The sequence below is a fragment of the Listeria welshimeri serovar 6b str. SLCC5334 genome (genome assembly GCF_000060285.1).
In the GTDB taxonomy this organism is placed as follows: domain Bacteria; phylum Bacillota; class Bacilli; order Lactobacillales; family Listeriaceae; genus Listeria; species Listeria welshimeri.
In genome coordinates this window covers 1,426,091-1,441,437 of the sequence record NC_008555.1, presented here as the reverse complement: position 1 = coordinate 1,441,437, position 15,347 = coordinate 1,426,091, and the positions used below count along the sequence as shown (strand labels likewise).

Annotated in this window: 14 protein-coding genes; 11 read left to right on the top strand and 3 right to left on the bottom strand. The window is 34.7% G+C overall.

Annotated features, from left to right (window positions below; all coding sequences use genetic code 11):
* Positions 1-176: 176 nt before the first annotated feature.
* The 6 genes from LWE_RS07280 to LWE_RS07255 all read left to right on the top strand — a co-directional run bounded on the left by LWE_RS07280 (position 177) and on the right by LWE_RS07255 (position 6,071).
* Positions 177-1,370 (top strand): betaine/proline/choline family ABC transporter ATP-binding protein, encoded by a 1,194-nt coding sequence (locus LWE_RS07280; RefSeq protein WP_011702241.1) that lies wholly within the window; start codon positions 177-179, stop codon positions 1,368-1,370.
* Between the two features lie 3 nt (positions 1,371-1,373).
* Positions 1,374-2,030 carry an ABC transporter permease gene (locus tag LWE_RS07275; RefSeq protein ID WP_011702240.1) on the top strand — a complete coding sequence of 219 codons (657 nt, stop codon included), beginning with the start codon at positions 1,374-1,376 and terminating at the stop codon, positions 2,028-2,030.
* Position 2,031: 1 nt separating this feature from the next.
* The gene (locus tag LWE_RS07270) at positions 2,032-2,958 is read left to right on the top strand and encodes an osmoprotectant ABC transporter substrate-binding protein (protein ID WP_011702239.1); all 927 of its coding nucleotides are present in this window, start codon (positions 2,032-2,034) and stop codon (positions 2,956-2,958) included.
* 14 nt (positions 2,959-2,972) lie between these two features.
* Complete coding sequence (locus LWE_RS07265) at positions 2,973-3,644, top strand: ABC transporter permease (RefSeq protein WP_011702238.1); 672 nt, start codon at positions 2,973-2,975, stop codon at positions 3,642-3,644.
* Positions 3,645-3,756: 112 nt separating this feature from the next.
* Positions 3,757-5,103 (top strand): Nramp family divalent metal transporter, encoded by a 1,347-nt coding sequence (locus LWE_RS07260; protein WP_011702237.1) that lies wholly within the window; start codon positions 3,757-3,759, stop codon positions 5,101-5,103.
* A gap of 137 nt (positions 5,104-5,240) precedes the next feature.
* A complete protein-coding gene (locus LWE_RS07255; protein ID WP_011702236.1) occupies positions 5,241-6,071 on the top strand; it encodes a hypothetical protein in 831 nt (276 codons plus the stop codon).
* A gap of 40 nt (positions 6,072-6,111) precedes the next feature.
* On the opposite strand, the gene LWE_RS07250 is transcribed toward LWE_RS07255, so the two are convergent.
* Positions 6,112-7,626, bottom strand: coding sequence for an ABC transporter permease/substrate-binding protein (locus tag LWE_RS07250; protein ID WP_011702235.1), 1,515 nt, complete (start codon positions 7,624-7,626; stop codon positions 6,112-6,114).
* Positions 7,623-8,606, bottom strand: a complete 984-nt coding sequence (locus LWE_RS07245) for an ABC transporter ATP-binding protein (protein ID WP_011702234.1) — start codon at positions 8,604-8,606, stop codon at positions 7,623-7,625. Before LWE_RS07245 ends, LWE_RS07250 begins: the two co-directional genes overlap by 4 nt.
* Before the next feature lie 217 nt (positions 8,607-8,823).
* On the opposite strand from LWE_RS07245, the gene murB reads away from it, so the two are divergent.
* The 5 genes from murB to LWE_RS07220 all read left to right on the top strand — a co-directional run bounded on the left by murB (position 8,824) and on the right by LWE_RS07220 (position 14,045).
* Complete coding sequence (murB, locus tag LWE_RS07240; RefSeq protein ID WP_011702233.1) at positions 8,824-9,717, top strand: UDP-N-acetylmuramate dehydrogenase; 894 nt, start codon at positions 8,824-8,826, stop codon at positions 9,715-9,717.
* A 31-nt stretch (positions 9,718-9,748) separates the two neighbouring features.
* Positions 9,749-10,786, top strand: coding sequence for an AI-2E family transporter (locus LWE_RS07235; RefSeq protein WP_011702232.1), 1,038 nt, complete (start codon positions 9,749-9,751; stop codon positions 10,784-10,786).
* A 58-nt stretch (positions 10,787-10,844) separates the two neighbouring features.
* Positions 10,845-12,113, top strand: coding sequence for an alkaline phosphatase family protein (locus LWE_RS07230; RefSeq protein WP_011702231.1), 1,269 nt, complete (start codon positions 10,845-10,847; stop codon positions 12,111-12,113).
* 18 nt (positions 12,114-12,131) lie between these two features.
* Positions 12,132-13,376 carry an MFS transporter gene (locus LWE_RS07225; protein WP_011702230.1) on the top strand — a complete coding sequence of 415 codons (1,245 nt, stop codon included), beginning with the start codon at positions 12,132-12,134 and terminating at the stop codon, positions 13,374-13,376.
* Positions 13,377-13,445: 69 nt separating this feature from the next.
* Entirely contained in the window at positions 13,446-14,045 is a 600-nt protein-coding gene (locus tag LWE_RS07220) for a VanZ family protein (protein ID WP_011702229.1), read from the top strand.
* Positions 14,046-14,069: 24 nt separating this feature from the next.
* Here the strand turns inward: LWE_RS07220 and LWE_RS07215 are convergent, their stop codons facing one another.
* On the bottom strand, positions 14,070-15,236 hold the full coding sequence (locus tag LWE_RS07215) for a hydroxymethylglutaryl-CoA synthase (protein WP_011702228.1): 1,167 nt from the start codon (positions 15,234-15,236) through the stop codon (positions 14,070-14,072).
* Positions 15,237-15,347 lie beyond the last annotated feature (111 nt).

Here is a 15,347-nt window from a genome sequence, read left to right as displayed (position 1 = left end):
ATGTCACACGTGCCATAAGTACGAAACCATCTTGTTTAGTAACTTCCGTTTGAATGCAACACTGTCTTTAGGCTGTTTTTTTGTATTTAAAAAGTTTAAAACTTTACTGGTTAGGGAAAAGATTTATCGATTGTCAATTTTTTGACAGTGGTAAAGAAAAATGGAGGTGTATAAGCGTGTTAAAATTTGAACACGTAACGAAGACTTATAAAGGGGGCAAAAAAGCCGTTAATGATCTAACTCTTAACATCGATAAAGGGGAATTTGTTTGTTTTATCGGTCCAAGTGGTTGTGGGAAAACTACAACAATGAAGATGATTAACCGACTTATTGAGCCAACAGAAGGAAAAATATTTATTAATGATAAAGACATCATGGCGGAAGATCCTGTAAAATTAAGACGCTCTATTGGATATGTCATTCAACAAATTGGCTTAATGCCACATATGACGATTCGAGAAAATATCGTCCTCGTACCAAAATTACTTAAATGGTCTGAAGAGAAAAAACAAGAACGCGCTAAAGAATTAATTAAATTAGTTGATTTACCAGAAGAATTCTTAGATCGCTATCCATATGAATTAAGTGGTGGACAACAACAACGTATTGGAGTTCTTAGGGCGCTTGCCGCAGAACAAAATTTGATTTTAATGGATGAACCATTCGGAGCATTAGATCCAATCACGCGTGACTCACTTCAAGAAGAATTCAAAAATTTACAAAAAGAACTTGGCAAAACTATCATTTTCGTTACTCATGATATGGATGAAGCAATAAAACTTGCAGATCGTATTGTTATTATGAAAGCTGGTGAAATCGTTCAATTTGATACACCAGATGAAATTTTGCGTAATCCAGCGAATTCGTTTGTTGAAGATTTTATCGGTAAAGATCGTTTAATTGAAGCGAAACCGGATGTAACGCAGGTAGCTCAAATCATGAATACCAACCCGGTTTCTATTACAGCCGACAAATCACTTCAAGCAGCTATTACCGTCATGAAAGAAAAACGAGTGGATACATTACTTGTAGTCGACGAAGGGAATGTATTAAAAGGCTTTATTGACGTAGAACAAATAGATTTAAATCGTCGTACTGCAACTTCTGTAATGGATATTATTGAGAAAAATGTCTTTTATGTGTATGAAGATACGTTACTGCGAGATACAGTACAACGTATTTTAAAACGTGGTTATAAATATATTCCTGTAGTTGATAAGGATAAACGTCTTGTCGGGATTGTAACCCGTGCCAGTTTGGTAGATATCGTTTATGATTCCATTTGGGGCACTGTAGATGATGTGACAGAAAACCAGGAGGAACAAGCGGATTCCGAAATGACAGAACCAGAAATGAAGCAGGAGGGATAAGTTATGGACGCAATAGTTACATTTTTTCAAGAAAACGGCCATAACTTGCTTGTTCAAACATGGCAACATCTTTTCATCTCCTTATCTGCTGTTATTTTAGGTATCGCAGTTGCTGTACCCGCCGGAATTTTACTGACACGTTCACCTAAAGTGGCAAATTTTGTCATTGGCGTAGTGAGTGTGCTTCAAACGGTTCCGTCACTTGCCATTTTGGCGTTTATTATTCCATTACTTGGCGTTGGTACGTTACCGGCAATTATAGCGCTATTTATTTATGCACTTTTACCAATCTTACGTAACACTTTTATTGGTGTTAGAGGGGTCGATAAAAATTTAATTGAATCTGGTAGAGGCATGGGAATGACGAATTGGCAACTCATAGTTAATGTGGAAATTCCTAACTCCATATCAGTTATTATGGCTGGTATTCGTTTATCAGCAGTATATGTTATCGCTTGGGCAACGCTTGCTTCTTACATTGGAGCTGGGGGACTTGGAGACTTTATTTTTAACGGCTTAAACTTATACCGCCCTGATTTAATTCTCGGGGGAGCAATTCCAGTAACCATTTTAGCCCTTATAGTAGAATTCGCGCTTGGAAAATTAGAATATCGCTTAACTCCAAAAGCCATCCGCGAAGCTCGGGAAGGGGGAGAATAGCATGAAGAAAAAATTTATCGCTTTATTCAGCGTATTACTACTAACTAGTTCTCTTTTCTTGTCTAGTTGTTCTTTACCAGGACTTGGAGGGAGTTCCAAAGATACAATCCGCATAGGTGCAATGGCCACAACGGAATCACAGATCGTTTCTAATATTTTAAAACAATTAATCGAACATGATACCGGTTTAAAAGTAGAAATCGTTAATAATCTTGGATCGACTATTGTACAACACCAAGCTATGTTAAATGGTGATGTAGATATTACTGCGACAAGATACACTGGAACTGACTTAGTTGGGCCACTAGGTGAAGAAGCTATTAAAGATCCAGAAAAAGCATTAGCAGCAGTTAAAAAAGGCTTTGAAGAACGTTTCCATCAAACCTGGTTTGATTCTTACGGCTTTGCTAACACTTATGTATTTATGGTACGACAAGATACTGCTAAAAAATACAATTTAAATACTGTTAGTGATATGAGAAAAGTGGAAAACGAGCTTACTGCTGGAGTGGATAATTCTTGGATGGAACGCGAAGGAGATGGCTACAAAGCATTCTCAAAAGCATATGATATCGAGTTCAAAAAAATCTTCCCAATGCAAATTGGCTTAATTTATACCGCACTTAAAAATAATCAAATGGATGTGGCGCTTGGTTATTCTACAGATGGTCGTATTCCAACTTATAATTTAAAATTATTAAAAGACGATAAAAAATTCTTCCCACCATATGATGCTTCTGCTTTAGCAACAGATGAAATTTTAAAGAAACATCCTGAATTAAAAACAACTATCAATAAATTAAAAGGTAAAATTTCTACAGAAGAAATGCAAAAACTTAATTATCAATCAGATGGCGAGTTAAAAGAACCATCCATTGTAGCGCAAGAATTCCTAGAAAAAAATAATTACTTTGAAGGTAAAAACTAAGGAGGTGCCAAAAGATGGACACATTAAAACAGTTAATTGATTATTATCAAACAAATGGAAGTTATGTCATGGAAGAGTTCTGGCGGCATTTCTTGATGAGCGCTTATGGAGTAATCTTCGCTGCAATCATCGCAATACCACTCGGAGTATACATTGCTAGGAAAAAACGCTTAGCTGGTTGGGTAATTCAAATCGCTAATATTATACAAACCATTCCAGCACTAGCTATGTTAGCTGTACTTATGCTTATTATGGGCTTAGGGACGAATACAGTCGTTTTATCGTTATTCCTGTATTCTTTATTACCAATTCTTAAAAACACCTACACAGGTATTAGAAACGTCGATGGAGCACTCCTTGAATCTGGCAAAGCAATGGGAATGACAAAATGGCAAGTTCTTCGTTTAATCGAAATGCCACTTGCATTATCAGTTATTATGGCAGGAATTCGAAATGCCCTTGTTATTGCTATTGGTGTTGCTGCAATAGGTACATTCGTTGGTGCAGGGGGGCTGGGAGATATTATTGTCCGCGGAACCAATGCAACTAATGGTACTGCAATCATTCTAGCTGGTGCAATCCCAACAGCAGTCATGGCTATTCTAGCAGATGTATTACTAGGTTGGGTCGAACGTACGTTAAATCCAGTTAAAAACAAAAGAAAAACACTTACCGAAGCTTTATAATAATCTTTGAAAACACAACCAATTATCTTCACAAAATGGTTGTGTTTTTCATTTGACAAAGAATGTTTCCCGTAGTAAACTTTTTACCATAAACGAAAGAAGGTCAGGGAGCATGAAAAAGGAAAAAACAGAACGCACAAAACAAAGCTGGAGAAAAGCACAAAATGCTCCCAGCTTAAGTGAAGTAAATAATTCAGTAGCTATTCCTAAAAACGCAAAATTCTTCCGGAAATTATTTGCCTTTATGGGGCCAGGTGCACTGATTGCAGTAGGGTATGTCGATCCAGGAAACTGGGCAACATCTATTGCTGGGGGATCAGAGTTCGGTTATACATTATTATCGGTTATTTTAATTTCTAATATTTTAGCTGTGTTATTACAATCACTTGCATCAAAATTAGGTATCGTTACAGGTCGCGATTTAGCTCAAGCATCAAGTGACCATTTTTCAAAACCATTTGGCTTTGTTCTATGGATTTTGGCTGAATTGGCAATTATTGCAACAGACATTGCTGAAGTGATAGGTAGTGCAATTGCGCTTAATTTACTATTTGGAATTCCGTTAATTTGGGGCGTTTGTATTACAGCATTAGATATTTTTCTCGTGTTATTCTTACAGCATAAGGGTTTCCGCTACATAGAAGTTATTGTCATTACACTAATGGTTACAATTCTCGTATGTTTTGGAGCAGAAATGGTGATGTCCCATCCTGATATGCAAGCCATTGCCAAAGGATTCATTCCACAATCAGAAATCGTAACTAATCCAGCAATGCTTTATATCGCGCTTGGTATTCTTGGGGCGACAGTAATGCCTCATAATTTATATTTGCATTCTTCCATCGTTCAAACAAGGCAATATGCTCGAACAAAAGAAGGGAAGAAAGAGGCGATTCGTTTTTCATTTATCGATTCTACTTTTTCTTTAACTATTGCTCTACTAATTAATGCATCCATTTTAATTTTAGCAGCTGCGGCTTTTTATACGACAGGACAGCATAATGTAGCCGGGATTGAAGATGCCTATAAATTACTTAACCCAACACTTGGGAGTAGCATTGCCAGCACAGTATTCGCGGTAGCACTACTTGCTTCTGGTCAAAACTCAACCTTAACAGGCACACTTGCCGGACAAATTGTTATGGAAGGATTTTTAAATATCCGTTTAAAACCAGTAGTAAGACGTTTGTTAACGCGTGTATTAGCAATTGTTCCAGCAGTAATCATTACAGCCTTATATGGAGCAAATGGAATAAATGAACTTCTTATTTTTAGCCAAGTTATTCTTTCCATGCAATTATCCTTTGCGGTTATTCCATTAGTTATGTTCACAAGTGATAAGGAAAAAATGGGCGAATTTGTTAACCCATCATGGTTGAAAATCATCTCTTGGGCGGTCGCTATTTTCATTGCAATACTAAATATTTATTTGCTATTTTATACAATCACCACATTATAAAATCCTAAGAGGACAATAATTATATTATGTAAACAATTAAAAATAATTTTCTCATTTCTTTCCCTCGAAATTTTCATCTTTATACTATATAATTGAATTATATAATACTAATGGCGTAGTAAAGGTGTTGATTAACGATGACGGATAAACTATTAAAACAACATAAAAGGCTTTTAGAACAGCAACATACACTCCCGTACACAATCAATTTAGACGGAGAAGTTTTCACAATTATTATTTATACGAAATTAAGTAAAGTAGCTGGCGTAACAGTATTAAAGTCAAATGAAGAATCGGCCACTATGAAAGAAGCAGAAGCGGTAGTTAATCTTATTCAAAAATATAATTTTTATTTTGAATACTTAGGAAAACGTGCGCATGTAGTGAAAGAACGCGATAGCATTATTGCGGAAAAAATCGAACAAACTCAATTAATTTTAAATGATAACACCATTTTCGGTGAAAAAATGCAGCCAACTATTGATGAACTTAATTTAGCGATGGAGGTTTATAAACAACAACAGCGCAAAATGGATGTTTATCAAGAAGATATTACTTTGCTCAACCAAAAAATCAAAATGCAAGGAGAGATTTTGGAAGAGGATTGGGAATCTGCTGAAGCTCTATCTATTGCATTTGCAAAAGCAGCTTATGCACAAAGCATTTATTTAGAAGCTACTAGAAAAAACCGCAAACAATTAGCGAAGTGGTTCCATCTACATCAAAAAGAATTGCCGACAGAAAAACAAAAAGCACTTGGGAAAATAGTATCTGTTCTCAGTGATACAAATGCTGGTCTCGTTTTTGACCAAATCATATCTCTTAGACCACTTCTAGAAGAAGGCTTAATGCTTGATCATGAGCAATCATTAACCCAACGAGCTAATGAATTCAACAAAGAGTTTGAAACACATTGTCGCTTCTACAAACCTAACATTAATAAAGTTAAAAATTTAATCAGACAATAAAAAAGAAGCTAAGTGGTTTATACACCACCTAGCTTCTTCTTTATTTAATGATTCCTTGATCCTGTAAATAATCTTTAGCAACAGTATAAGCTGATTTACCATTTACATTTACTTCATAGTTTAATTTACGCATTTCGTCATCAGTAATTTTCCCAGCAAGTTTATTTAATGGTTTTTTCAGCTCAGGATATTTATCTAATGTCTTCGTCAACATAAGAGGTGCGCCTTGATAAGGAGGGAAGAGTTGTTGATCATCTTCAAGTACTTTCAATTTGTATTGGGCCAATTCACTATCTGTAGAATAAGCATCTAACAAATTGATATCTCCAGATTTAATCGCATTATAGCGAAGTTTAGGTTCCATCGTCTTCAAGTTCGAGAATGTAAGTCCATATTTATCTTGGATACCTTTATAACCATCTGAACGGTCTTTAAACTCAAGTGTGAACCCAGCTTTTACTTGATCTGCTAATGGACCTAAATCAGATATTTTCTCTAAATTATTTTCTTTGGCAAATTCAGGAGAAACAGCAAGTGCATAGGTGTTGTTATATTTCATCGGTTTCAAGAACGTCATATCAAAATCTTTTGCAAGACCGTCACGCGCTTGGTTATAAACTTTTTCTGGATCATGAGTTTTTGCATTTTCTTTTAAGAAGGTTTCTAATACAGTTCCAGTGAATTCTGGGTAAATATCGATATCACCTGATTTTAAAGCATTAAATACAAAACTCGTTTTACCCATATTAGGTTTCACATTGACTTTTAAATCTGTTTCATCTTCAATAACCAACTTGTACATATTAATTAAAATTTCTGGTTCTGCTCCTAATTTCCCTGCAATCGTAATTTCTTTTTTATCAGAAGCAAAATAAGGAACAACAATGATTGCTGCAGTTAGTAAAATCCCCGCAGAAATGGTGATAATCGTACTTTTAAATGATGCTTTTTCAAGAAAGCGTAACAGAAAATCAAACAAAATAGCTAATAAAGCTGCTGGAATAGCACCAAGTAAAATTAAACTATTATCGTTTCGGTCAATTCCTAGTAAAATTAAGTCCCCAAGACCTCCAGCGCCAATTAGTGCAGCAAGTGTCGCAGTTCCGATAATTAAAACCATCGCCGTACGTATACCTGCCATAATAACTGGCATTGCTAAGGGTAGTTGTACTTTATATAATCTTTTCCATTTGTTCATTCCCATTGCACGTGAAGCTTCCACAAGGGCCGGATCGACTTCTTTTATCCCAGTATATGTATTTCTTAAAATAGGTAAAAGAGCATAAATAACAAGCGCGATAATCGCTGGAACTATTCCAATACCAACTAAAGGAATTAATAATCCTAGTAGAGCAAGGGACGGTATTGTTTGGAAAATAGCAGCTACTTGAATAATTGGTTCAGCAAGTCGCTTATGTCTTGTTAAATAAATTCCAAGAGGTAGGGCAATTAACACAGCAATAAACAGTGATACAAACGAAATTTGAATATGCTGTACTAAAGCAGTGAACAGTTCATCTTTACGGACGGCAAATGTATCTAGTATTGTATTCATACAAGCTCACCCGAACTTTCTAAATGACGCGCTAAAAATTGCATGACATGTTTATTAGTAATCGTGCCAATGAAATTCCCATTTTCATCCATCACAGGTATAGACTGTTCTTCGGCAATTCGGCGTACGAGATTTTCAACAGGTTCTTTGGAAGAAATCCCTAGAGTACCATCACTCGTTTGATAACCATAAAACAAATCAGCTTTAATTAAATCATTAACTATAAAGTTTGATTCTAAAATTGGTGTATTAAACGCATGTCCGGAAGCTAAAAAGTCTTTAACAAAATCATTTTCAGGATTTTTAATAATTTCTTGAGGTGTTGCTACTTGGACAATTTCTCCACCTTGCATCACACAAATGCGGTCTCCTAAGGCTAGAGCTTCTTGCATATCATGTGTAACAAACACAATTGTTTTTTTGATTTTCTTTTGAAGCGAAGAGATATCTTGCTGCAATCGTTGACGGGAAATAGGGTCAAGTGCACTAAAAGGTTCATCCATAAGAATAATACCTGGATCAGCTGCAAGGGCGCGAACTACACCAACACGTTGTTGTTCTCCACCTGAAAGCTCAGCTGGTTTACGATTACGATAGCTTTCTGGATCTAATCCAACACTATCTAATAATTCTGTGATACGGTCATGAATTTTTTCTTTGCTCCATTTCTTTAGTTCTGGTACGATGGCAATATTTTCTTCAATTGTCATATGTGGAAAAAGTGCAATTTGCTGTAAAACATAACCGATATCCCAACGTAGTTCATGAATATCATAATCACTAATTCGCTTTTCATTAATATAAATGGTTCCTGTTGTAAGAGGAATCAAGCGATTAATCATTTTTAAAGTTGTTGTTTTCCCGCAACCACTTGGTCCGATGAAAACGAAAAATTCACCATCTTTTATGTCCAATGTCACATTATTTACAGCTGTTTTATCGGCATCATATTTTTTGGATACATTATCAAAACGAATCATTTTTTCATCCCTTTCCTATTTAATCGAATGTATGTTCTAAATAATAACATTATTAATTTTAAATCTCAAGAACATACAATCCAATTACCCTAAATTCTTACTAAATATTCCTAATTTGATAAAAAAACTCAGGATTTCTTTGTAAAAGAGAGGTTCCATGATAAAATAAAGGAAATGATTTTTTAAAATTACATCCATGAAAGGTTTGAAATAAATAATGAACAACTTACAAAAACAATTTCCTCATATTTCGATTAAATTAAATGAACCCTTATCTAAATATACCTATACAAAAACAGGTGGAAACGCGGATATATTCGTTATGCCAAAATCAATAGAAGAGACACAAGAAATCGTCTCTTATTGTTATCAAAATACTATTCCTCTTACTGTTCTTGGTAATGGCTCTAACTTAATTATTAAAGATGGTGGTATTCGTGGTGTGATTGTCCATCTTGACTTACTCCAAACTATTGAACGGAAAAACACACAAATAATTGCAATGAGTGGTGCTAAATTAATAGATACGGCAAAATTTGCGCTTGGTGAAAGTTTGAGTGGTCTTGAATTTGCTTGTGGTATTCCTGGTTCTATTGGAGGAGCATTACATATGAATGCAGGAGCTTACGGTGGAGAAATTAGTGACGTGCTTGAAGCAGCAACAGTTTTAACTCCATATGGAGAATTAAAGAAACTCAAACGTTCAGAGTTAAAAGCAGCTTATCGTTTTAGTACTATTGCAGAAAAAAATTATATCGTTTTAGATGCCACTTTTTCCTTAGAACTAGAAGATAAAAACATTATTCAAGCAAAAATGGACGAACTTACAGCTGCAAGAGAATCAAAACAACCTTTAGAATATCCTTCTTGTGGTAGTGTTTTTAAACGCCCACCAGGTCATTTTGCTGGTAAATTGATTCAGGATAGCGGATTACAAGGACATATAATCGGAGGAGCACAAGTTTCCTTAAAACATGCTGGTTTTATTGTTAATATAGGTAATGCAACAGCTACTGATTATATGAATTTAATTGCTCATGTGCAACAAACGGTCCGTGAAAAATTTGATGTGGAGTTGGAAACAGAAGTTAAAATAATAGGGGAAGATTAGTAAGAGATTTAGTTTAGGAGGTTTTCCATTTTTGAAAGAACTTAATTCATTTTTACAGAATAGAAGTGTACGTCGTGTTGGTGTTTTTCTTTTAATTGCATTCGTTTTATATTTATTAAGAAGTCAAATGAATATTATTTTACTAACATTCATTTTTTCTTATCTCATTACCCGCTTAGAAAATTTTATATTGCGGAGAATTTCCATTTATCGACAAATTATTGTGTTACTTTTGTATGTAGTTATTGCAGCAGTAATTGTATTTGTTTTTGTAAAGTATATTCCTGTCTTAGCTGATCAAATAAATCAATTAGTTAAATTTGGTAATCATTTTTTAACAACGGATAGCAATAATGATTTCATTAACTATATTATTGGTTTAGCTAATCAATTTGATATTATGAAGTATACCGAGCAAGGCGTTTCAATGATTCTTACTTATTTAACTAATGTCGGCACAGTATTAATGAATGTGTTTATTGCGCTCATGTTAAGTTTGTTTTTCTCACTTGGAAAAGAACATTTAATTTCTTTTACCAATCAATTTTCAACAAGTAAAATTGCTTTTATTTATGAAGAAGTAAAATTCTTTGGTTCAAAATTTGTTGCGACTTTTGGTAAAGTGATTGAAGCACAATTTATTATTGCGCTCGTTAATGCTGTTTTAACCACTATTGCACTATGGATTTTAGGTTTCCCTCAATTAATGACGCTATCAATAATGGTTTTCTTGCTTGGGTTAATCCCTGTAGCAGGGGTGATTATTTCGCTCGTACCATTAACTATCATTGGTTATTCTATAGGAGGATTAGAATATATTTTCTACATTCTCATAGTCGTGATTATTATTCATGCCTTAGAATCTTATGTTCTTAATCCAAAACTTATGTCAGCAAAAACGAATCTACCAGTATTCTATACTTTTATTATCCTTATTTTTGGAGAGCATTTCTTCGGTATTTGGGGATTAATCGTTGGTATTCCGGTTGTAATGTTCTTCTTAGATGTGCTAGGTGTTACGAATCAAGAAGAAGATGAACAGCTTAAAGACACAATTAGTCATACGTAATTTACGCGGGGGTCTTCCAGATTTATTGGAAACCCTTTTTTTGAAGGGGGAACGAATAGTGGAAAAACACCTCATTGTTATTTCATTAGATGCACTGGGAGCAGTAGATTTAAAAGATACATCTGATTTACCAGTATTGCATGAATTAATCCAGTCTGGCACACATATTCAAGAAGTAGAGACAATCTATCCATCACTTACATATCCAGCTCATACTAGTATAATTACTGGGCATTATCCAGCGACTCACGGTATTATTAATAATACCAAAGTCCAGCCCGATAAGGATTCACCAGACTGGTTTTGGTATAAAATAGCAATTCAAGTACCTACATTATATGATTTAGCAAAAGAACAAGGTATGACAACTGCAGCTTTTTTATGGCCAGTGGCAGCAAAAAGTGGCATTGATTATAATATTGCCGAAATTTTTCCAAATCGTTTTTGGTTAACACAAATAATGGTCTCTTTACATGGTAGTTCACCATTATTTTTAATTGATATGGAACGGAAATTCGGGCAGTTACGAAAAGGGATTAATCAACCAGAACTAGATATATTTTTAACTGCGAGCGTAATGGATACGATTAAAACCAAAAGACCAACATTGCTCCTAGCACATTTAGTCGATATGGATAGTATGCGACATGCACACGGAGTCCATTCAGCAGAAGCAAAAGCTGCTTTAAAAAGACACGATAAGCGATTAGCTGAAATTATTCAAGCTACAAAAGAAGCTGGAATTTATGAAAATACCGTTTTTGCTATTTTAGGTGACCATTATCAAATCAATGTAACACATGCAATTCGTCTAAATATCCTTTTTGCTGAAAAAGGTTGGGTGACAGTGGAAGATAAGAAGATTATTAACTGGGAAGTATATGCTAAAAGCTGTGATGGTTCCTGTTATATTTACACGAAAAATACTAAATATAATCAAGAAATCGAACTTTTACTTCAAGATATGTCCGAATTGGAACAAATTTTAACTTCTGATGAAATAGCGCATCGCGGCGCAGACACTGGTGCTACTTTTATGGTAGAAGGAAAATCGGGTTACTACTTTATGGATGATTTATATGGGCCACTTTACGAAGAAGTAACGGAAGAAATGCTTGGGAAACCCGGCTATTACAAAGCAGTACATGGCTATTCTCCTAATAAACCAGATTACAAAACCACGATTATTTTTAATGGACCAGGTATTAACCAAGGCAAAAAAATAGCCAGTGCGCACTTAGTAGATGAAGCTCCAATATTTGCCAAAATTTTAGGATTACAATTTCCAAATACAGCAGGTACAGTGATAGAAGCGCTATTTGAATAGAAAAGGGGAGAAACATATTTGGCATATACAAAAGAAGAAAAAAGTTGGATTTTTCAAGATTGGGCGAACTCTGCCTATTCCATTATGATTACCACCGCCATTTTACCAATATATTTTAAAGGGGTAGCTGCTAATGCAGGAATTGCCGATACAACATCGACTGCTTACTGGGGCTATGCTAACTCTATTGGTACTTTACTTATCTCTTTACTTGCACCAATACTTGGTACGATTGCTGATTACCAATTTTTCAAGAAACGATTTTTTGGTCTATTTACAACAATTGGTATTGCTTTTACATTTTTATTAATTTTTATTCCTACAGATGCTTGGTTGTTACTACTAGGGTTTTACGTACTATCATTAATTGGCTTCTCGGGTGCAAATATTTTTTATGATGCTTTTTTAATTGATGTCACAACGAATGATCGAATGGACAAAGTATCATCTGCTGGATATGCCTATGGGTACCTAGGGAGTTGTATTCCGTTTATTATTTTCATTATTTTTCAAGCAACAGGGATTTTACCTATTAGTGATGCGGCTCTCGTAAACATTGGTTTTGTTATGACTGCCCTTTGGTGGCTGTTCTTCACAATTCCAATGTGGAAAAATGTTCATCAAATCCACTATATTCCTGCGGTAAAAAACCCTGTAAAAACTAGCTTCAAACGTTTATTTCATACAGTGAGTCATATTAGTGAACATAAAAATATTGTTATTTTTTTAATTGCGTATTTCTTCTATATTGATGGAGTAGATACAATTTTCCGCATGGCAACATCCTATGGAATTGATCTTGGTATATCACAAACGACATTGATATTAATTCTATTAATGACGCAATTAGTTGCCTTTCCGTTTACTTTGTTATATGGATATTTAGCTAAACGTTTTAGTGCTAAACCGCTCATTTTTACAGCAATATTTGTCTATATTATTATTTGTGTTTATGCCGTATTTATGAAAACAGCGCTCGACTTTTGGATGTTAGCGATGTTGGTTGGTACCTCACAAGGTGGTATACAAGCATTGAGTAGATCCTTTTTCGGAAAAATCATTCCTAAAAAACGTTCTAATGAGTTCTATGGTTTTTATAATATTTTTGGAAAGTTTTCAGCAATTATGGGCCCAGCGCTTATGGGTGTGATTACACAAATTACGGGTAAAACGCAATACGGGGTAGCTAGCTTGATTGTTCTTTTCCTCGTTGGCGGTATTTTATTTTTGTTTGTAAAAGAGAAAAACTTAGAAAATCTTTAAATCCTTTTAAGAAAGTCCTTATTTTCGTATGTTAATCTTGTTTTAACAAATGAAAAGGAGGGCACCAGGATGAAAAAATACTTTATCATTCTAGTTTTACCAATCGTTTCCATTTTCGCTTCAGTAATCATGTATTTTTCCTGGTTCCAAGGCTGGCTATATTTTTACTTAAAGCACGTAATGGCCACAGTTAGTCATATGGGCTACATTACAGTTGGTATCATAGCAATATTACTCTATCTAGTTGCAGTTCAATTAGTAAACTGGAAAATAAATAAGGCATTGCTCGTTTTTTGCTATATTATTTATTTCAGTATTCTATTTTGTTTATTATTCGGGAAAGCATCGGGGACTCAAGGGTTTTCAAGCGATACGTTTGGTTTTATTGACACATTCTTATCTGGGAATTTACGTGTTATTATAGTCGGAAATGTACTAGCTTTTGTACCTATTGGTTTTTTATTACAGAAACGAGGATTTTTCACTGCGTTACTAGCAGCCGGAATGTTAATTTTTGCAGTAGAAGGAGCACAGTATATTATGCATGTGGGATTCTTTGATACCGGAGATGTTTTCCTCAATGTTTGTGGTATAATGCTTGGATATATTATCATCAGGGTTTTCTCCAAGGGAAAATTCAAACAACTCAAAGTAAAACCGACTAGCTGATTTAGCTTAGTCGGTTTTTTAGTGTTATTTTTTTATATATTGACGTTTATGATCTTGAATACCTGTTAAAACAATTGGTGCAGGGTCGCTCGAAGGATCAATTTCAAAAGTAGAGCCATCTTTTGGTAGTTGTTGTTTAAATTTCGTTTCGTAGTCTGAAATAGAGAGTTTCGTACGATTTGCTAATAATTCAGCATGTTCCTCTGTACGAATATACTTTTTAAAATCTGGTTGAAGCGTTCCATGGAAAAATTCGCCAACAGCTCCGGAACCATAACTAAAGAATCCAATCTTATCATTTGCTTGTAAATTCGCTTGATTTTCTAGTAAAGAAATAAAACTTAAATATAAGGAACCCGTATAAATATTACCAACACTACGGCTATATAAGGTACTTAAGCGATAATTTTCTAGCAATCTTTCTTGTACATCACTCGGAGCAGTTTCAATAATGGTATCTAGTGCTTTTTTCCCCATTTTTGTATAAGGTAAATGGAAACAGATAGCTGCAAAATCATCTAATTTCTTACCGAATTTCTCTCGATATTTCTCCCAAATGGTTTGAAAGAAATGGATATATTGTTCAGTTGAGTATTTACCTTCTACACATGCATACTCAGAATAGACTGGACGCCAGAAATCCATAATATCTTCCGTATAAAACACATTATCATCTTCTAGTGTAATGCAACGTGGATTAGCCGAAATAACCATCGCAACTGCTCCAGCTCCTTGTGTTGCTTCACCGCCAGTCTCAAGGCCATAACGAGCAATATCAGAGCCGATTACAAGCACTTTACTTTCAGGATGTTTTGCTACGTAATCTTTGGCTAAATTAATACCAGCTGTAGCTCCGTAACAAGCTTCTTTTATTTCAATGGCACGTGAGAATGGTTGAATGCCTAGTAAACGATGAATATAAACCGCTCCAGCTTTTGATTCGTCAATTCCCGATTCTGTTGCTAAAATAACTAAATCAATTTTTTTCAAATCTTCTTCATTTAAAATTTGTAACGCTGCATTAGCGCCCATTGTTACGGAATCTTGGCTGATAGGGGCAAAAGCCATTTTATCTTGACCAATTCCAATGGTAAATTTATTTGGGTCAATATTTCTAGCTTCAGCAAGTTCTGTCATATCAACATAAAACGAAGGAGTATAAAAACCTATTTTATCAATTCCAATTTTCATTTGTAGTCTCAAGTCCTTTATATTTTATTTGTAAGTACTTCAATTTTAGTAGAAAAATGCTTAAAATACAATACATTGGGCTTAATCTAGTGAGTTTTTAGTAAGTTTCAT

Coding starts and splice junctions, on each gene's coding strand:
- LWE_RS07275 (WP_011702240.1), top strand. CDS start 1,374: ATGGACGCAATAGTTACATTTTTTCAAGAAAACGGCCATAACTTGCTT.
- murB (WP_011702233.1), top strand. CDS start 8,824: ATGAACAACTTACAAAAACAATTTCCTCATATTTCGATTAAATTAAAT.
- LWE_RS07260 (WP_011702237.1), top strand. CDS start 3,757: ATGAAAAAGGAAAAAACAGAACGCACAAAACAAAGCTGGAGAAAAGCA.
- LWE_RS07265 (WP_011702238.1), top strand. CDS start 2,973: ATGGACACATTAAAACAGTTAATTGATTATTATCAAACAAATGGAAGT.
- LWE_RS07215 (WP_011702228.1), bottom strand. CDS start 15,236: ATGAAAATTGGAATTGATAAAATAGGTTTTTATACTCCTTCGTTTTAT.
- LWE_RS07245 (WP_011702234.1), bottom strand. CDS start 8,606: ATGATTCGTTTTGATAATGTATCCAAAAAATATGATGCCGATAAAACA.
- LWE_RS07220 (WP_011702229.1), top strand. CDS start 13,446: ATGAAAAAATACTTTATCATTCTAGTTTTACCAATCGTTTCCATTTTC.
- LWE_RS07270 (WP_011702239.1), top strand. CDS start 2,032: ATGAAGAAAAAATTTATCGCTTTATTCAGCGTATTACTACTAACTAGT.
- LWE_RS07250 (WP_011702235.1), bottom strand. CDS start 7,626: ATGAATACAATACTAGATACATTTGCCGTCCGTAAAGATGAACTGTTC.
- LWE_RS07255 (WP_011702236.1), top strand. CDS start 5,241: ATGACGGATAAACTATTAAAACAACATAAAAGGCTTTTAGAACAGCAA.